Here is a 17,992-nt window from a genome sequence, read left to right on the forward strand (position 1 = left end):
GAGATGTTACTGCTTAGGCAGCGAATGTCAAATGGAATAATTAGGTTGCTTGGTAGTTGGTCGAAGACTGGAGTGAAATGAAAACCAAATGTGGGAGGGAGCTTGCTCCCGATAACAGTATGTCAGTCAACTTGTTTGTCGCTGACCCACCGCTATCGGGGGCAAGCCCCCTCCCACATTTTTACCGGATACCGGTCAGAAATCGCGCTTGTAGAAGATATCCAGGGAACTCGCTACGCCCGTGGCCACTTCCAGGTACACCTTCTTGCTCAGCAGGTAGCGCAAGGCAATGGTGTTAGCCGGTTCGAACACCCCTACCCCATAACGCAAGCTGAGCTTCTCGTTGATCTTGCCGCTGGCCACCACGGCGGTGCTGTTACCCGTACCCTGGGTGTCCAGATCAAAGTCCTGGATGCCCAGCTTATTGGCAATATCCGAGGTCACGCCAGCGCTGCCCATCAGGCCCAGGCCCAGGGCGGCTTCGGCGAGCATGTTGTTGTCTTCGCCGGTGTTGGTGCGCGAACGGCCCAGCACCAGGTATGACAACGCATCTTCCTGGGCCATGGCCGGCTCGGAGAAGATTTGCGTGGTCGGTTGTTCAGCGCTGCCGCTCAGGCGAATACCGGCGGTCACGGTGCGGGACGATTCGACCACCACGCGCACCGCCTCGATATCCAGGAACGGTTGGTCCAGCGGCCCGGCAAACAACAGGCGTGCACGGCGCACGTTGAGGCGCTGGCCGTAGGCGCGGTAGCGGCCGTCGTTGAGCCACAGCTCTCCACGGGTGTCCATGTTGTCGCCGATGTGCACGTGGCCCTGGACCTTGGCGGTGAGGCCGAAGCCGGCGAAGTTGAGCTGGTCCTCGCCCACCTCCACGTCGATATCCATGGCCATGACCATTGGCGGTTTGCCCTCTTCGGTCTGGCTGCCGATGATCACCGTGTCGTCGGAAACCTTGACGGTCGACGGCGGCAACTCGCGCACGGTGATGTCGCCACGGGGGATATGGACCTTGCCGGCGATCGCCAGCTTGTCGTCCTTGAGGCTGATTTTCAGGTCGGGCGCCACTTCCAGCTGGGCGTAGGGCTCCACGGTGACCGGCAGTTGCGAGCCTTTGAGGCTGAGGTCGACCGCCAGGGCACGGCCCCAGTCGATCTGGCCCGTAAGGCTACCCTGGCCGGCCTTGCCGCTGCGCCAGCCGCCGTTGAGCTGCACGCTTTCGCCGGCGATTTGCGCCTGCAGGTTCAGGCCCTCGAGGCTGATGGGCAGTTCCGGCCCGGAGACTTCGCCGTCCACAAGGTTCAGGTTGCCGTTGACCAGGGGCGCGAGCAAGCCGCCGGAGATACGGCCATTGCCGTTGAGTTTGCCGTTGAGTTTTTCCACCATGGGCACAAAGGGCCGCGCTACGGCGAGGTCCAGACCCGTAAGGCTGAAATTGCCGGTGATCGGCTTGTTGCTCGGCAGCGGATTGATCTGCGCCTGCAACAACAATTGGCCAAGCTTGCCGCCACGGAAATTCAGCTGGGTGTCGATGCGCTTGGGATTGAGGGTGGTTTCCAGTTTCAAGGTGTCGTAGGGGAAATCCAGCCACTGGCCCTTGTCGCGCACGCGCAAGGTGCCGCCACTGGCGTCCACCGCGACCACACCTTTTGGGCCGCTCTGGGGCAAGTCGAGTTGCACATCGGCGTTGAGCCTGCCCTGCCAGGCGAAGTCTTTGGGCAAGAACCCCGCGAGGCTGTCGAGAGGGAATTGCTTGAGGTGGTAACGCAACTTCGGCTCGGGCATCAGGCGCTGGTCTTCCCCACACAGGCTAGCGCCACCGGAGACCCAGCAGTGCGCACCGAAGGTCAGCTTGCCATCGGCCAGGCGTTCGATCTTCGCCGGGGCTTGCAGCCGCCAGTCCTGGCCACCGGCTTGCACGTCGCCACTGGCCAGGCGCCCGCGCCAGTTGTCTTTATTGAGGTTGCCGTCCAGGGCCAGGGCCAGTTTTACCAGCGGACCAGTCAGCGCCAGCTGGACTTTCTGGTTCTTGATATCGCCTTGGGCGCTGGCGGTGAGGTTGCCGACTCGCGTCTCGCCGCTTTGAATACCGTTGGCCTTGAGGTCGAGCTTGGCGCGCTGGGCGCTATCAAGGTTGGCGTCCAGGTTGAGGGTTTGCAGACGGTTGTCGGCAAAGGCCAGTTGCTGACCCTTGAGGTCGAGCTTGCCTTGAGGGGCTTTCAAGGTGCCGGCCACCTCGACACGCCCGTTGATTTGCCCGCGCAGTTGCGGCCAGAGCTGGGCCAGGCGCGCCAGCTTGATGTCGATCTGCCCGGCCAGGCGCTGTTGCAGGCTGCCGCTGCCGTTGATGCGGTTGTCGCCCAGGCGAATATCCAGGTTGGCGAGGGTCCATTGTTCGCCGGCGCCTTCGGCCTTGGCCGCCAACACAGCGGTTTGCCCGCGTAGGCGGCCCTTGAGGTCCAGATCGGCGTTGAGCTTGAGCTGTTCATTTTTGAACTCACCTTTGCTGCGCAGCGGCCCGGCCAGGGTGCCGGGCAACTCTGCGACCCAGTAGGCCGGGTTCAGCGCCGACAGATCCAGGGCGGTGTCCCAGGCAATGCCGTCGGCAAATTGCAGGTTCAGGTGGCCTTCGGCCTTGCCTTGGCCGGCACTCAGTTTCAGCTCAGGCAGGAAGACCTGTTTGAGGTCGCCACTGAAGGGGGTGACCACATTGAACTTGCCCGCCGGGCCGTCGAGGTCAGCCTTTAGATTGCCCAGGTAGTTGCCGTCTTTATAGGAGATTTCACCGTTGAAGGTGCGCAAGGCCACTTGCGGTTCGTCGATGACCGGATAGAGGCGATGCCAGGGGAAGTCCAGCCAGTCGATCTTGGCGTCCGCGCTGAAGCCTTGTTGCCAGTCCAGGTTGGCACTGAGCTTGAGGCTTTGCTTGTCGCCGGCCGTCAGGTCCAGGCCGGCAATCTGTGCGCCCTTGGCGTCAACCTTGCCCTTGAGCAGTAAATCCACCGGGCCGTTTTCGGCCGGTAGCACGGCCTTGCCCAGCAACTGGTAGCCATTGCTCAGGTCGCCTTTGGCGCTCAAGTCCAGTTGGTTGAGTTGCAGGGTATCGGGCAGGTCTGCGCTGGGTTTGAACGACTCGGAGGTGATGTGCACCTGCGCCGGCAGGTTTTCCACCAGGGGTTGCAGCTCGCCAGTGAGCTTGGCCGGCAGGTAGCCGCTGCTGTCGGCGTCGAGCTTGAGGGTCTTGAGCAGGTCGCCCTCAAGCTTGAGGGCAACGCTCCAGGGCGCGCCCCCCGGCGCATAGGGCAAGCTCAGATTACCGGTGGCATTCAACGGCCAATCGCCGCTGGGTTGCAGCAGACCGGCGAGGTCCAGTACCAGCTCGTCGCGCTGCAGATGCACCGAGTCGATCTGCAGGCCGGCGGTAGTCCAGTGCGCCACCAGTTGCAGGCCCTTGAGTTCTTCATTGCCGTTGAACAGCAGGCTGCCAATGCGCACATCGCCCAACTGGAGAGAAACCGGCAGCTTCAGGTCGGGCAGTTGAATCGGCCCGCTGTCGCTCTCTTCGGCACTGGGGGCGAACTCCAGGCTGACCTGTTCCACATCCAGTCGGTTGATGCACAGGGTCATGCGCAGCAGGCAGCCGGGTGACCAGTCAAACGTCGGTGCATTCAGCTCGACGCGGCTGCCATCCTGCTGCCACAGCAAATGATCGGCACTCCACTGCCCGCCCAGGCGCCCCTGGAAATTTTCCACGCTCAAACCTGGCACCTGGGCCAAGGCCCAGCGACTGCCCGCCTGGGTGCCAAGCACTGACCACAGCGCCAACAACAGCAAGGCGAGGATGGCAACCAACGCCAGCCCCGCGATTTTCAAACCACGCATCACAGCTCAGGCCCCATGGAAAAGTGCAAGCGAATGCCGCCCGGATCTTCGAGGGCATGGGCCAGGTCGAGGCGAATCGGCCCCACCGGCGATACCCAGCGCACGCCGACGCCCACGCCGGTTTTCAGGCTGGGCAGGTCCAGATTGTTGAAGGAGTTGCCCTGGTCGACAAAGGTCGCGATACGCCATTTATCGGTGATGGAATATTGATACTCAGCGCTCAAGGCCACCATGTAGCGGCCGCCGATACGGTCGCCGCGATCGTTCTCGGGCGATAGCGTCTGGTACTCGTAGCCGCGCACGCTCTGGTCACCACCGGCGAAGAAGCGCAAGGAAGGAGGCACGGATTTGTAGCCATTGGTGGCACTGCCGCCAAATTGTGCACGGCCCAGGAAGCGGTGGTTGTCCCACAAGGTGGTCAGGCCCTTGACCGTCGCTGTGCCGTAAAGCAGGTTGGTGTCGGACCCAAGGCCCTCTTTGGCGACCTTGGTGTCGAACATCAGGCGGTAGCCATGGTGCGGGTCGATGCGGTTGTCACTGCGCAAGTAGGAATAACTCACGCCAGGCATCAGAAGGTTACTCAGGCCCGAGTCATTGCCCAGGCGATATTCTTCGCGCTGGTACTTGAGGGAGATCACCCGCGTCCAGCCACTGGGCAACTTGCTGTGCCATTCGGGGCCGATGGTGAGCAACTTGCTCAGGGTGTCGGTGTTGGCGATCTCTTCATTTTGATAGCCGCCGGCAAAGCGCAACTTGTCGGTGAGCGGCGGGTCGAGCGGGATGTCGTACCACAGCCCGACGTTCTGCCGTGGCGCCGACAGTTCGGCTTCCCAGCCATAACTGTGGCCCTGTGGATTGACCCAATGGCGCGTCCAGTTGGCTTTGCCCCGTGGGCCGACGTCAGTGGAATAACCCAGGCCCAGGCCCATGGTGCGCGGCTTGCGGGTGTCCAGTTGCACCGCCACGGGGATCACATCATCGGTGGCGGCGGTGGGGCTGGCGTCGACGCGCACGCCTTCGAAGAAGCCGCTGGCTTGCAGGTTCTGGTTGAGTTCCGCGACGAGTTCGGAGTCATAGGGTGTGCCGGGTTTGAACGGCACCATGCGCTGCAACAGCTCTTCATCAAAGGGCGTGTCGCCGGTGAAGCTGACCTTGCCCATGCTGTAGCGTGGGCCGCTGTCGTAAATGAGTTCGATGTCGGCCACGCCCGCTTGAGGGTCTACGGCAAGTTTCTGGCTGGTGAAGCGCCCGCTGAAAAACCCGTAGCGCGAGGCCTGGTTCTGGATCAGGCGCTTGGCGTCTTCGTAATGGCCGTGATTGAGCACGGCGCCGGGCTTGAGGTCGTCGCTGGCGGGCACTCGAAAGGCCTTGAGGCTCGCGGCCTGGCCATCGACCCTTATGGTGACGTCGCGCAAGTGCACCGGCTCGCCGGGATCGATGGTGAGGGTCAGGCGCGGATTCTTGCCGCCCTTCACATCGCTGGCAATCTGTGGCTGATAGTAGCCCAGAGCCTGCGCGGCTTTACGCGCCTGCTCCTCGGCGCCACGGCTGAACCGCAGCAAGGCTTCTTCATCACGATCGCCCACCCCGCCGATATAGCCTTCGATGTTGGCTTTCAGCGCGTCGTTCGAGGGTTTGATCCGCACGTCCAGTTCGCTTTGCGCCAATGCGCCACAGCTCGTGAACAGCAGAATCAAGCCGCTGGTAAATCTTCCTGGAAACTTCATAGGCGCGGATGCTACACGAGCGAGAGAGGAACTATGAACCCGGATTCTTCTGAATAATTCTGTCTCAAGCCGTTGCAGGATGTAACGCCTGGGGATTGGGATGGAAAAACACATGCTCGCGCACCGGCCCTACGGCGACTTCGCCGATTTCCTCATAGCCCTGGCGCTTGTAGAAATCCAGATAACGGGAGTTGCCGGTGTCGAGCACCACGCCGGATGAATGCGGGTCGTCGGCACACCAATTGTGTACCGCTTCCAGCAACTGCTCACCATGGTGCTTGCCCTGGAACTGCGGGTGAATACCCAGCAACGGCAGCACATGCACAGACTCGTTGGGCAGGCACGCCATGACGGCATGATGGTATTCCAGGTAACGCCGCGTACCACGCACACCGGTGCTCAGCCACATGCGGATTTGCCAGGCCCAGCTTTCGGTGATGCCCAGGCGCCGCTGGGGCGGTGCAATCAGGGCAATGCCGATCAGCCGGTCGTTGACGAACAGGCCGATGGCCGGGAGTTTCTGGAAAAAATGCTGCTTGACCAGTTCGCGCACAGTGGCACGTACTCGCTGCTCATAGCCCGACCGCTCGGCTTCGAAGATGTAGGCGAAGGTCGGCTCATGGCGATACGCCTGGTACAGCAGGGATCGCGCTTCGCGGGAGTAACCGCTATTGAGCAGGCGGATTTCGGCAGTGGCCGTCGAAGTGTCTGGCATAACAGTCAATCTCCCTGGGCGCCACTCAAACGTGGCGTTCTTATGGGTACGAACCTGCACAGCTCCAGTCGTTCCCAGACATTAGCAGCGCATTCATCCTACCGCCACGCTGGCCCCCATCCGACTTGTCGGCTAGCATCGCCCTTTTGCCAGACTGGACTGCCGACCATGAAAATCGTCTCCTTCAATATCAACGGGCTGCGTGCTCGCCCTCATCAGTTGGCGGCGCTGATTGAAAAGCATCAACCGGACGTGATCGGTTTGCAGGAAACCAAGGTCCACGATGATCAGTTCCCGTTGGCCGAAGTGCAGGCCCTGGGTTATCACGTGTACTACCACGGGCAGAAAGGCCACTACGGCGTGGCCCTGCTCTCGCGCAACGAAGCGTTGAGCGTGCACAAAGGCTTTGCCAGCGATGAAGAAGACGCCCAGCGCCGGTTTATCTGGGGCACCTTCGCCGACGAAAACGGCCACCCAGTGACCATCATGAACGGCTACTTCCCTCAGGGCGAAAGCCGCGACCACCCAACCAAGTTCCCGGCCAAGCAGCGCTTCTATGAAGACTTGCAGCAATTGCTGGAAAGCCAGTTCAGCAATGACCAGGCGCTGGTGGTGATGGGCGACGTGAACATTTCCCCTGAGGACTGCGACATCGGCATCGGCGCCGACAATGCCAAGCGCTGGCTGAAAACCGGCAAGTGCAGCTTCCTGCCGGAAGAACGCGAATGGATGGCACGCTTGAAGAACTGGGGCCTGGTGGACAGCTTCCGCCACCTCAACCCGGACGTGACCGACCGCTTCAGCTGGTTCGATTACCGCAGCCGTGGCTTTGAGGACGAGCCCAAGCGCGGGCTGCGCATTGATGTGATCATGGCATCCACCGGGTTGGTGCCACGGGTCAAGGATGCGGGGGTGGATTACGACCTGCGCGGGTTGGAGAAACCGTCGGACCATGCGCCGATCTGGTTGGAACTGAGCTGATTGTAGGAGCGAGCTTGCTCGCGAAGAACTTGAGGGCGCCGCGTTTATTCAGGAAGCCCGCGTTATCGTTGACGTTTTTCGCGAGCAAGCTCGCTCCTACAGGAGATCAGGGGTGCCAGCCCCGTGTCGGTCATATGGCTGCAATCCGACTGACTTAATCTCCCGGCACTCCCTTTGGCCTAAGAAGGTGCCGGCATGATGCTGCGCGTTCTGTTCCTGTGTTTTGCAATCGCCCTCCCCGCCGTGGCGGCCCCTCTGCCCATTCCCGACCAAGGCCCGGCCCTGCGCATCCAGGGCTCCAACACCGTCGGCGCGGCACTCGGCCCGGCGCTGGTCAAAGGCTTGATGGAGTATCAGGGTTTGCAGGATGTGCGTGCTGAACCGGGTGCCGGGGCGAATGAACAGCGCGTGGTTGGCAAGACACGCCAAGGCAAGACGGTCACCATCGAGGTCGCGGCCCACGGTTCCAGCACCGGCTTTGCGGCGCTGAAAAATAACCGCGCCGACCTCGCCGCAGCGTCCCGCCCGATCAAAGACAGCGAGTTGGTGGACCTCGACCCCCTGGGGGACTTGAAAACCCCAGGCGCCGAGCATGTGATCGCCATTGATGGCCTGGCAATCATCGTCAACCCGCGCAACCCGCTCAATAGCCTCAACACCGAGCAATTGGCGCAAATCTTCAACGGCGAGGTCAACACTTGGGAGGCACTGGGAGGTACAGGCGGGCCCATTCATTTATATGCCCGGGATGATCAATCCGGCACCTTCGACACCTTCCGGGAACTGGTGCTGAGCCGCCGCGGCCAACCGCTTGCGCCGTCGGCCAAGCGCTTTGAATCCAGCGAACAGCTTTCCGATGCGGTGAGCCAGGACCCCCAGGGCATCGGTTTTATCGGCCTGCCCTCTGTGCGCCAGGCCAAGGCGGTGGCGATTGTCGACGGCGACTCGCAACCGATGTTGCCGCTGACCAGCCTGATCGCCACCGAGGATTACCCGCTGTCACGTCGGCTGTTCTTCTACTTGCCGCCCTCTTCCCGCAACCCATGGGCCAAGGCGTTGGTGGAGTTTACCCAAGGCAGCAAGGGCCAGGCGATTGTGGCTGCCAATGGCTTTATCGCCCAGCAGGTGCAAGCGATCGGTGTGGCGCCGCGCCCGTCGATGCCCGACGATTACCAGGCCATCGCCCGAGACGCTCAGCGCCTGACGGTGAATTTTCGTTTCGACGAGGGCAGCGCCAGCCTCGACAATAAGGCGCGCCAGGATGTGCGGCGCGTGGTCGCCTATATCAGAAGCCACGGCAAGCTGAATAAACAGGTGACGCTGGTGGGGTTTGGCGACACCAAGAATGATCCGCAACGTGCGGCGCTGCTATCGAAGTTGCGGGCGATGGCAGTACGCCGGGAGCTGGTCAAGAGCGGCGTGGTGCTCAAGGATATCCGCGGGTTCGGCGCGCAGATGCCGGTGGCGGCCAATACTGCGGATGAAGGCCGGATCAAGAATCGGCGGGTGGAGGTTTGGGTGTACTGAGGCTTGAGTTTTGTGTGGTTGGCACTGGCCTCTTCGCGAGCAAGCCCGCTCCCACACTTGACCGATTTCCAACTTGAGAATGCGGTCGAGTGTGGGAGCGGGCTTGCTCGCGAATACAGGCGACGCGGTGTTAGTGCCCGCCGCGCATCAATTCCCGAGGCACATATTTGCCAATCTCGAACTTGCCAATCGCCGCTCGGTGCACTTCGTCCGGGCCGTCGGCCAGGCGCAGGGTGCGTTGCATGGCGTACATATAGGCCAGCGGGAAGTCGTTGGACACCCCGGCACCGCCGTGCATCTGGATCGCGCGGTCGATGACCTTCAAGGCCACATTCGGTGCCACCACCTTGATCTGGGCAATTTCGCTTTTCGCCACTTTGTTACCCACGGTGTCCATCATGTACGCCGCTTTCAAGGTCAGCAGGCGGGCCATGTCAATTTCCATGCGTGAGTCGGCGATCTTGTCGATATTGCCGCCCAACCGCGCCAAAGGCTTGCCGAAGGCAGTGCGGCTGACCGAGCGTTTGCACATCAACTCCAATGCGCGTTCGGCCATACCGACCGAACGCATGCAGTGGTGGATGCGGCCTGGGCCAAGGCGCCCCTGGGCGATCTCGAAGCCACGGCCTTCGCCCAGCAACACGTTTTCATAAGGCACACGCACATTGTCGAACAGCACTTCGGCATGGCCGTGGGGCGCATCGTCGTAGCCGAATACCGGCAGCGGCCGCAGGATCTTCACGCCTGGGGTATCGACTGGCACCAGGATCATCGAGTGCTGCTGGTGACGCGGCGCATCGGGGTTGCTCAGGCCCATGAAGATCAGGATCTTGCAGCGCGGGTCGCAGGCGCCGGAGGTCCACCACTTCTTGCCGTTGATCACCCACTCGTCGCCCTGGCGTTCGGCGCGGGCGGCCATGTTGGTGGCGTCCGAGGACGCCACATCCGGTTCGGTCATGGCAAAGGCGGAACGAATCTCGCCGCGCAGCAAGGGTTCGAGCCAGCGCTGTTTCTGTTCTTCGTTGGCGTAGCGCACCAGCACTTCCATATTGCCGGTGTCGGGAGCCGAGCAGTTGAATGGCTCGGGGCCCAGCAACGAGCGGCCCATGATTTCCGCCAAGGGTGCATATTCAAGGTTGGTCAGGCCAGCGCCCAGTTCGGATTCCGGCAGGAACAGGTTCCACAAGCCCTCGGCCTTCGCCTTGGCCTTGAGTTCTTCCATGATCGCCGTGGGCTGCCAGCGATCACCTTCGCTGACTTGGCGTTCGAACACCGGTTCGGCCGGGTAGACATAAGCGTCCATGAACGCAGTGACGCGTTCACGCAGTTCCTGAACCTTGGGCGAATAGGCGAAATCCATGAGCAGCTCCCTTCTCTGAGAGGTTGTTTAGGTCATGCATTCGATGCTAGAACAGCGCTGATAATTTACCTAGCCTATTCTCGCCGTGTATTAACATTCATCACCGATATATGATCGGCGTATGAGCACCTCACAATAAGAGCGCAACGAAATGAATCTGAGCAAGGTCGATCTCAACCTCTTCATCGTCTTTGATGCGATCTACACCGAAGCCAACCTGACCCGCGCCGGCCAGATCGTCGGTATCACCCAGCCGGCGGTGTCCAACGCCCTGGCACGGTTGCGCGAAACCTTCAACGACCCGCTGTTCGTGCGCACCGCCCAAGGCATGGTGCCCACGCCCATGGCGCAGAACATCATCGGCCCGGTGCGCAATGCGTTGTCGCTGCTGCGCGTGTCCGTGCAGGAAAGCCGCATCTTCAACCCGCAGCAGGCGGCCAAGACCTACCGTATCAGCATGACCGACCTGACCGAGGCCGTGATCCTGCCGCTGCTGTTCCAGCGCCTGCGTCGCCTGGCGCCGACCGTGGTAATCGAGAGTTTCCTGTCCAAACGCCGCGAGACCACCAAGGAACTGGCGGCCGGGCGCCTGGACTTTGCCGTGGATGCACCGCTCAACACCGACCCGCAGGTACGTCACGTCAAGCTGATGGAAGACCACTACGTGTGTGCCATGCGCAAGGGCCACCCGATGGCGGGCAAGGACAAATTCACGCTGGATGATTACCTGTCGCTGACCCATATCCATATCTCCAGCCGCCGCAACGGTTTGGGCTATGTGGACCTGGCCTTGGGCAAGATGGGCATTCAGCGCAAGATCGCCCTGCGTTCCCAGCATTACCTGATGGCTTCCCAGGTGCTGCAACAGACCGACATGGTGATGACCGTGCCCGAGCGTTTCGCTCGCCGTCATGAACTGCACTGGTTCCATTTGCCGGTCAACAACGTGCCGCCGGTGGAAACCCATTTGTACTGGCACGAAAGCACCGACCAGGACCCGGCGAACCGCTGGATGCGTGAGCAGATGATCGAGTTGTGCCAGCAGGTGACGGCCCAGGAAAAGAAAGTCCTGCAGCCTTGACGTTTACGTCAACCTGCAATTAGCTTAGCGCCAAGACTTCCTTGAGCACCGCCATGAGCACCACCTACAGCATCTCCGACCTCGCCCGCGAGCTCGACATCACCACCCGCGCCATTCGTTTCTATGAAGAACAAGGCCTGCTGGCCCCCGAACGTCGGGGCCAGGAGCGCATTTACTCGGCGCGGGACAAGGTCAGCCTCAAGCTGATCCTGCGTGGCAAGCGCATCGGCTTCTCCCTGGCCGAATGCCGCGAACTGATCGAACTCTACGACCCCACCGGCGGCAACCAGATCCAACTCAACAGCATGCTGGCCAAGATCGCCGAACGCCGTGAACAGTTGGAACAGCAACTGCTGGATATCGAACAGATGAAGCTGGAACTGGACACCGCTGAAGAGCGTTGCACCCAGGCCCTGGCGCAGACCATCAGCCAAGCCGGCCATTGACCAGAAGGTAACTGCCATGTCCCTCCCCTCCCACGTACGCCTGGTTGAAGTCGGCCCGCGCGACGGTTTGCAGAACGAAGCCCAGCCCATCAGCGTGGCGGATAAAGTCCGATTGGTAGACGCCTTGAGCGCCGCTGGCTTGAGCTACATCGAAGTCGGCAGTTTTGTTTCCCCCAAGTGGGTGCCGCAAATGGCCGGCTCCGCCGAGGTATTTGCGCAGATCCAGCGCAAGCCCGGCGTGACCTATGGCGCACTTGCACCGAACCTGCGCGGGTTCGAGGATGCGCTGGCGGCCGGGGTCAAGGAAGTCGCGGTGTTTGCGGCGGCGTCCGAGGCGTTCTCCCAGCGCAATATCAATTGTTCCATCAGCGAGAGCCTGGAGCGCTTCGCACCGATCATGGCCGCCGCCAAGCAGCACGGCGTCAGCGTGCGCGGCTATGTGTCCTGTGTACTGGGTTGCCCCTATGAAGGCGATATCGCCCCGGAGCAAGTGGCGGCGGTCGCCCGCGAGCTGTATGCCATGGGCTGCTATGAAGTGTCCCTGGGCGACACCATCGGTACCGGCACGGCGGGCGCTACCCGGCGCCTGTTCGAAGTGGTCGGCGCGCAAGTGCCACGGGACAAGCTGGCCGGGCACTTCCACGACACCTACGGGCAGGCCATCGCCAACATCTATGCCAGCCTGCTGGAGGGCATCACGGTGTTCGACAGCTCTATCGCAGGCCTGGGCGGCTGCCCCTACGCCAAGGGCGCCAGCGGTAACGTCGCCACCGAGGACGTGCTGTACCTGCTCAACGGCCTGGGTATCGACACGGGTATCGACCTGGAACGCTTGATTGGCGCCGGCCAGCAGATCAGCCAGGTGCTGGGACGGCCAACGGGGTCCCGCGTGGCGAAGGTGCGTAACGCCGGGTGAGTAGCACAGCTGTGACAATGTGTTACCGCACACCGACGTAACGGGTAACGCGGGAACAAAATCCGCCGCACCGACTGAAAGAAAATATTGACCAAAAATACAAATCATTGATTTTAAAGACTTTTAAAAAGTTGGCACGCCTTCTGCTATCTCTATGGCATAACAAGAATAAAAAGCGCCAAACCTAATAAAAATAAGACGAAACGACTCTGACATAACAAAAACAACACGGCAGAGACGCAGCTAACAGATTTTTTTGGAGAAGATGTGCTTCCCAGGGTACGGCATGCCGCAACCCGCAACCGGATAGAGAAAAATAAAACTACCTCAGGTAGCTACCCACTGGTTGGATCGTTTACGAAGAAGCAGGTCAGCGTTCAAAAAAATACGTTTGCTCTTGACCCCGGATGGGGGTCGCCAAAAAAGCGGTACGGGCCACGGCTACCAAAAACAACAACAGGCCGCCCCTCAATAATAAGAAAAGAGCACGCAACGACAAATTAAAGGGGACCTTCGGGTCCCCTTTGTGCTTTCTGGGTTTAACTATTTTGGTGGCGCAGCAGGTTCGCGGGGTAACAGGTAGATGTGGGCCGGCAGTCAGGCCGCCATCGCAGGCAAGCCAGCTCCCACAGGGGTTTGACGTTGTCAGCGCGCTTGCAGCTCCTGGATGGAAATCTCGCGCATGCGAAACTTCTGGATCTTGCCCGTGACTGTCATCGGAAACTCATCCACGAATTTGAAATGCCTGGGCGTCTTGAAATGGGCGATGCGGTCCTTGCACCAGCTCAACAACTCCAGCTCGTTGGCCACCTGACCGGGATGGAACTTGATCCAGGCAACAATCTCTTCGCCATAACGTTCATCCGGGATGCCAACGATCTGCACGTCCGCCACGGCCGGATGAGTAAAGAAAAACTCTTCCAGCTCACGCGGGTAAACGTTCTCGCCACCGCGAATGATCATGTCCTTGTTACGCCCGGCAATGCACACGTAACCCTGCTCATCCATGGTCGCCAGGTCGCCGGTGTGCATCCAGCCAGCCTCATCAATTGCCTCGCGGGTGCCTTCAGGGTTGTTCCAGTAACCCAGCATCACGCTATAGCCTCGGGTGCATAACTCACCGATCACACCACGCGCCACAGTGTTACCGGCCTCGTCGACAATCTTGGTTTCCAGTTGCGGTTGGGTGCGGCCCACCGTGGTAACACGCCGCTCGATATCGTCATCTGCGCCGGTCTGTAGCGACACCGGGCTGGTTTCAGTCATGCCATAGGCAATCTGCACCTCCCCCATGTGCAGCTCATGGATGACCCGACGCATCACCTCGATCGGGCATGTCGCCCCGGCCATGATCCCGGTGCGCAGGCTGGACAAGTCGAACTCGGCTCGGCGTGGGTGATCAAGCAGCGCGATGAACATGGTCGGCACGCCATATAAGCCAGTGGCTTGTTCTTCGGCGACGGCGCTCAGCGTCAGCAGCGGGTCGAAGCCGTCATTGGGGTAGATCATGGTGGTGCCGTGGGTGATACAACCGAGGTTGCCCATGACCATGCCGAAGCAGTGATACAGCGGCACCGGGATCACCAGGCGGTCCCCTGCCGTCAGGCCCAGGCTTTCACCGACCATGTAACCGTTATTGAGGATGTTGTGGTGACTGAGGGTGGCGCCCTTGGGGAAGCCGGTGGTGCCGGAGGTGTACTGGATATTCACGGGTTGATCGAAATGCAGGCTGGCCTGGCGGCTGTGCAGTTGCTCGGACGGCACGCCTGCGCCAAGGGCCGCCAACTGCGACCAGGGCATGAATTCCGGCGGCGGGCTGGGGTCGAGGCTGATAAGGCCGCGCAAGTCGGGCTTCAACGCCTGGAGCATGGCGTGGTAATCGGAGCTTTTGAACGAGCCGGCGCATACCAGCCATTGGCAGCCGGATTGTTTGAGCACGTAGTCCAACTCGCTGCTGCGATAGGCCGGGTTGATATTGACCAGGATCACCCCGAGCTTGGCGCTCGCCACCTGGCAGATCAGCCACTCGGCACAGTTAGGTGCCCAGATACCCAGGCGGTCGCCGGTTTGCATGCCCAAGGCGAGGAACGCGCGGGCGTGCAGCTCAACCGTCTCGGCCAGCTGCCGCCAGGTGTAGCGCTGCTGCTGGTGGCGCACCACCAAGGCTTCGCCATGTGGATGCTGAGCGACGGTGCGATCGAATGCCTGGCCAATGGTCATGGCCAGCAAGGCCTTGTCCTGGGAGCCACGGCTGTAACTCTGGTTCGGTTGATCCATAACGACCCCTGTTATCTTTTTTGTAGGTTGACGTATACGTAAACTACGATTGACAGCGCCGCAACGCAAGCTTACGTTAACGTAAAGGTGAGCGCCCTCCTCCCGCGCCCTGCCCACACAACAACAAAGCTCACATTAAGGTGCCTGTCCATGAGTTACCCGTCCCTGAACTTCGCCCTCGGCGAGACCATCGACATGCTGCGCGACCAGGTGCAGTCCTTCGTGGCCAAGGAGATCGCACCGCGCGCGGCCCAGATCGACATCGACAACCTGTTCCCCGCCGACCTGTGGCGCAAGTTCGGCGACATGGGCCTGCTGGGCATCACTGTGCCCGAGGAATACGGCGGTGCCGGCCTGGGTTACCTGGCCCATGTGGTGAGCATGGAAGAAATCAGCCGTGGCTCAGCCTCGGTGGCGTTGTCCTACGGGGCGCATTCCAACCTGTGCGTCAACCAGATCAACCGCAACGGCAACCACGCACAAAAACTCAAGTACCTGCCCAAGCTGATCAGCGGCGAGCACATCGGCGCCCTGGCCATGAGCGAGCCGAATGCCGGTTCCGACGTGGTGTCGATGAAACTGCGCGCCGACAAGCGCGGCGACCATTACGTACTCAATGGCAGCAAGACCTGGATCACCAACGGCCCGGACGCCAATACCTATGTGATCTACGCCAAGACCGACCTGGAAAAAGGCCCTCACGGCATCACCGCCTTCATCGTCGAGCGCGACTGGAAAGGCTTCAGCCGCAGCAATAAATTCGACAAGCTGGGCATGCGCGGCTCCAACACCTGCGAGCTGTTTTTCGACGACGTCGAGGTGCCCGAAGAAAACATCCTCGGCGTGCTCAATGGCGGCGTGAAAGTGTTGATGAGCGGCCTGGACTACGAGCGCGTGGTGCTCTCCGGTGGCCCTACCGGGATCATGCAGGCATGCATGGACTTGATCGTGCCCTACATCCACGACCGCAAGCAGTTCGGCCAGAGCATCGGCGAATTCCAATTGATCCAGGGCAAGGTTGCCGATATGTACACCCAGCTCAACGCTAGCCGCGCCTACCTCTACGCGGTGGCCCAGGCGTGCGAACGCGGCGAGACCACGCGCAAGGACGCTGCGGGCGTGATCCTCTACAGCGCCGAGCGCGCCACGCAAATGGCCCTGGATGCAATCCAGATTCTGGGCGGCAATGGCTATATCAATGAGTTCCCCGCCGGGCGCCTGCTGCGTGACGCCAAGCTCTACGAAATTGGTGCGGGCACCAGTGAGATTCGGCGGATGTTGATCGGTCGCGAACTGTTCAACGAAACCCGCTGAAGGAGCACGCCCATGGCCACCCTGCACACCCAGCTCAACCCGCGCTCGGCGGAATTTTCCGCCAACCGCGCGGCGATGCTTGAACAGGTCGACGCCCTGCACAGCCTGCTCGCCCACGTCCATCAAGGTGGCGGCGCCAAGGCCCAGGAACGCCACACCTCACGCGGCAAACTGTTGCCCCGCGAGCGTATCAACCGCCTGCTCGACCCGGGTTCGCCGTTTCTCGAGCTGAGCCAACTGGCCGCCCACCAGGTGTATGGCGAAGACGTCCCGGCTGCCGGGGTGATTGCCGGCATCGGCCGGGTGGAAGGCGTCGAATGCATGATTGTGGCCAACGATGCCACGGTCAAAGGCGGCTCCTACTACCCGCTGACCGTTAAAAAACACCTGCGCGCCCAGACCATAGCCGAGCAGAACCGCCTGCCGTGTATCTACCTGGTGGACTCCGGTGGCGCCAACCTGCCGCGCCAGGACGAGGTATTCCCCGACCGTGAGCACTTCGGGCGGATCTTCTTCAACCAGGCCAATATGAGCGCCCAGGGCATTCCCCAGATTGCCGTGGTGATGGGCTCGTGCACCGCCGGCGGCGCCTACGTGCCGGCCATGGCCGACGAAGCGATCATGGTGCGCCAGCAAGCCACCATCTTCCTCGCCGGCCCGCCGCTGGTGAAGGCTGCCACCGGTGAAGTGGTGAGCGCCGAAGACCTGGGCGGTGCCGATGTGCACTGCAAGGTCTCGGGCGTGGCCGACCACTATGCCGACAGCGATGAGCACGCCCTGGCGCTGGCGCGGCGCAGCGTGGCCAACCTCAATTGGCGCAAGCAGGGTGAGCTGCTGCAACGCTCGCCGGTGGCGCCGCTGTACAGCAGCGAAGAGTTGTACGGCGTGATCCCGGCGGATGCCAAGCAACCCTTTGATGTGCGCGAAGTCATCGCACGGCTGGTGGACGGCTCGGTGTTCGATGAGTTCAAGGCCCTGTTCGGCACGACCCTGGTGTGCGGCTTTGCGCACTTGCATGGCTACCCGATAGCGATCCTGGCCAACAACGGCATCCTCTTCGCCGAAGCCGCGCAAAAAGGCGCGCACTTTATCGAACTGGCCTGCCAGCGCGGGATTCCGCTGCTGTTCCTGCAAAACATCACCGGCTTCATGGTCGGCCAGAAGTACGAAGCCGGCGGCATTGCCAAGCACGGCGCCAAGCTGGTCACCGCCGTGGCGTGCGCCAAGGTGCCGAAATTCACCGTGATCATCGGTGGCAGCTTTGGTGCGGGGAACTATGGGATGTGTGGCCGCGCCTACGACCCGCGCTTTTTGTGGATGTGGCCCAACGCACGCATTGGCGTGATGGGGGCCGAACAGGCCGCCGGGGTGTTGGCGCAGGTCAAGCGCGAACAGGCTGAACGCGCCGGCAACGGTTTCAGTGCCGAGGAGGAAGCCGCGATCAAGCAGCCGATCCTCGACCAGTATGAAACCCAGGGCCATCCCTACTACTCCAGCGCGCGCTTGTGGGATGACGGCGTGATCGACCCGCTGCAGACCCGTGACGTGCTGGCCCTGGCCTTGTCCGCCGCACTGAACGCCCCCATCGAGCCGAGCCGCTTCGGCGTGTTCCGCATGTAACCTGTAGGAGCGCGCCTGTTGTGGCGAGGGAGCTTGCTCCCGCTGACTGCGCAGCAGTCCCGGCTTTTTTGGGGGCGCTGCGCACCCCAGCGCAAGCAAGCTTGCTCGCCACAACAAGCTCGCTCCTACAGGAGGCCTCTCATTAT

Annotated in this window: 12 protein-coding genes; 7 read left to right on the forward strand and 5 right to left on the reverse strand. The window is 61.4% G+C overall.

Annotated elements, in window-relative coordinates; genetic code table 11:
* Positions 1–195: 195 nt before the first annotated feature.
* The 3 genes from JJD66_RS13360 to JJD66_RS13370 all read right to left on the reverse strand — a co-directional run bounded on the left by JJD66_RS13360 (position 196) and on the right by JJD66_RS13370 (position 6,324).
* Positions 196–3,882, reverse strand: coding sequence for a translocation/assembly module TamB domain-containing protein (locus tag JJD66_RS13360; protein WP_200648348.1), 3,687 nt, complete (start codon positions 3,880–3,882; stop codon positions 196–198).
* Positions 3,882–5,609 carry an autotransporter assembly complex protein TamA gene (locus tag JJD66_RS13365; protein ID WP_200648349.1) on the reverse strand — a complete coding sequence of 576 codons (1,728 nt, stop codon included), beginning with the start codon at positions 5,607–5,609 and terminating at the stop codon, positions 3,882–3,884. The genes JJD66_RS13360 and JJD66_RS13365 overlap by 1 nt, the downstream gene beginning before the upstream one ends.
* 64 nt (positions 5,610–5,673) lie before the next feature.
* Entirely contained in the window at positions 5,674–6,324 is a 651-nt protein-coding gene (locus JJD66_RS13370; RefSeq protein WP_200648350.1) for a GNAT family N-acetyltransferase, read from the reverse strand.
* Between the two features lie 168 nt (positions 6,325–6,492).
* Here JJD66_RS13370 and xthA point away from each other — a divergent pair, with 168 nt between their 5' ends.
* Positions 6,493–7,305: an exodeoxyribonuclease III gene (gene xthA, locus JJD66_RS13375; protein WP_200648351.1), complete on the forward strand. Its 813-nt coding sequence runs from the start codon at positions 6,493–6,495 to the stop codon at positions 7,303–7,305.
* A 195-nt stretch (positions 7,306–7,500) separates the two neighbouring features.
* Entirely contained in the window at positions 7,501–8,832 is a 1,332-nt protein-coding gene (locus JJD66_RS13380; RefSeq protein WP_200648352.1) for a substrate-binding domain-containing protein, read from the forward strand.
* Positions 8,833–8,962: 130 nt separating this feature from the next.
* On the opposite strand, the gene JJD66_RS13385 is transcribed toward JJD66_RS13380, so the two are convergent.
* Positions 8,963–10,192 carry an acyl-CoA dehydrogenase gene (locus tag JJD66_RS13385; protein ID WP_105227195.1) on the reverse strand — a complete coding sequence of 410 codons (1,230 nt, stop codon included), beginning with the start codon at positions 10,190–10,192 and terminating at the stop codon, positions 8,963–8,965.
* Between the two features lie 151 nt (positions 10,193–10,343).
* On the opposite strand from JJD66_RS13385, the gene JJD66_RS13390 reads away from it, so the two are divergent.
* Genes JJD66_RS13390 through JJD66_RS13400 form a run of 3 tightly spaced genes read left to right on the forward strand, consistent with a single transcriptional unit; the run spans position 10,344 to position 12,635 of the window.
* Positions 10,344–11,273, forward strand: coding sequence for a LysR family transcriptional regulator (locus JJD66_RS13390; RefSeq protein WP_198715905.1), 930 nt, complete (start codon positions 10,344–10,346; stop codon positions 11,271–11,273).
* Positions 11,274–11,326: 53 nt separating this feature from the next.
* The gene (locus JJD66_RS13395; protein WP_003192195.1) at positions 11,327–11,719 is read left to right on the forward strand and encodes a MerR family transcriptional regulator; all 393 of its coding nucleotides are present in this window, start codon (positions 11,327–11,329) and stop codon (positions 11,717–11,719) included.
* 16 nt (positions 11,720–11,735) lie between these two features.
* Complete coding sequence (locus JJD66_RS13400; protein ID WP_105227197.1) at positions 11,736–12,635, forward strand: hydroxymethylglutaryl-CoA lyase; 900 nt, start codon at positions 11,736–11,738, stop codon at positions 12,633–12,635.
* A 645-nt stretch (positions 12,636–13,280) separates the two neighbouring features.
* On the opposite strand, the gene JJD66_RS13405 is transcribed toward JJD66_RS13400, so the two are convergent.
* A complete protein-coding gene (locus JJD66_RS13405; protein ID WP_200648353.1) occupies positions 13,281–14,912 on the reverse strand; it encodes an AMP-binding protein in 1,632 nt (543 codons plus the stop codon).
* A gap of 150 nt (positions 14,913–15,062) precedes the next feature.
* Between JJD66_RS13405 and JJD66_RS13410 the strand changes: the two genes are divergently transcribed.
* Both JJD66_RS13410 and JJD66_RS13415 read left to right on the forward strand, forming a co-directional pair.
* On the forward strand, positions 15,063–16,226 hold the full coding sequence (locus tag JJD66_RS13410) for an isovaleryl-CoA dehydrogenase (RefSeq protein ID WP_032896578.1): 1,164 nt from the start codon (positions 15,063–15,065) through the stop codon (positions 16,224–16,226).
* A gap of 12 nt (positions 16,227–16,238) precedes the next feature.
* Positions 16,239–17,846 (forward strand): carboxyl transferase domain-containing protein, encoded by a 1,608-nt coding sequence (locus JJD66_RS13415; protein ID WP_200648354.1) that lies wholly within the window; start codon positions 16,239–16,241, stop codon positions 17,844–17,846.
* The last annotated feature ends 146 nt before the right edge of the window (positions 17,847–17,992 follow it).

The sequence above is a fragment of the Pseudomonas sp. MF6751 genome, assembly GCF_016613265.1.
Classification (GTDB): domain Bacteria; phylum Pseudomonadota; class Gammaproteobacteria; order Pseudomonadales; family Pseudomonadaceae; genus Aquipseudomonas; species Aquipseudomonas fluorescens_BV.

Coding starts and splice junctions, on each gene's coding strand:
- JJD66_RS13360 (WP_200648348.1), bottom strand. CDS start 3,882: ATGCGTGGTTTGAAAATCGCGGGGCTGGCGTTGGTTGCCATCCTCGCC.
- JJD66_RS13365 (WP_200648349.1), bottom strand. CDS start 5,609: ATGAAGTTTCCAGGAAGATTTACCAGCGGCTTGATTCTGCTGTTCACG.
- JJD66_RS13370 (WP_200648350.1), bottom strand. CDS start 6,324: ATGCCAGACACTTCGACGGCCACTGCCGAAATCCGCCTGCTCAATAGC.
- xthA (WP_200648351.1), top strand. CDS start 6,493: ATGAAAATCGTCTCCTTCAATATCAACGGGCTGCGTGCTCGCCCTCAT.
- JJD66_RS13380 (WP_200648352.1), top strand. CDS start 7,501: ATGATGCTGCGCGTTCTGTTCCTGTGTTTTGCAATCGCCCTCCCCGCC.
- JJD66_RS13385 (WP_105227195.1), bottom strand. CDS start 10,192: ATGGATTTCGCCTATTCGCCCAAGGTTCAGGAACTGCGTGAACGCGTC.
- JJD66_RS13390 (WP_198715905.1), top strand. CDS start 10,344: ATGAATCTGAGCAAGGTCGATCTCAACCTCTTCATCGTCTTTGATGCG.
- JJD66_RS13395 (WP_003192195.1), top strand. CDS start 11,327: ATGAGCACCACCTACAGCATCTCCGACCTCGCCCGCGAGCTCGACATC.
- JJD66_RS13400 (WP_105227197.1), top strand. CDS start 11,736: ATGTCCCTCCCCTCCCACGTACGCCTGGTTGAAGTCGGCCCGCGCGAC.
- JJD66_RS13405 (WP_200648353.1), bottom strand. CDS start 14,912: ATGGATCAACCGAACCAGAGTTACAGCCGTGGCTCCCAGGACAAGGCC.
- JJD66_RS13410 (WP_032896578.1), top strand. CDS start 15,063: ATGAGTTACCCGTCCCTGAACTTCGCCCTCGGCGAGACCATCGACATG.
- JJD66_RS13415 (WP_200648354.1), top strand. CDS start 16,239: ATGGCCACCCTGCACACCCAGCTCAACCCGCGCTCGGCGGAATTTTCC.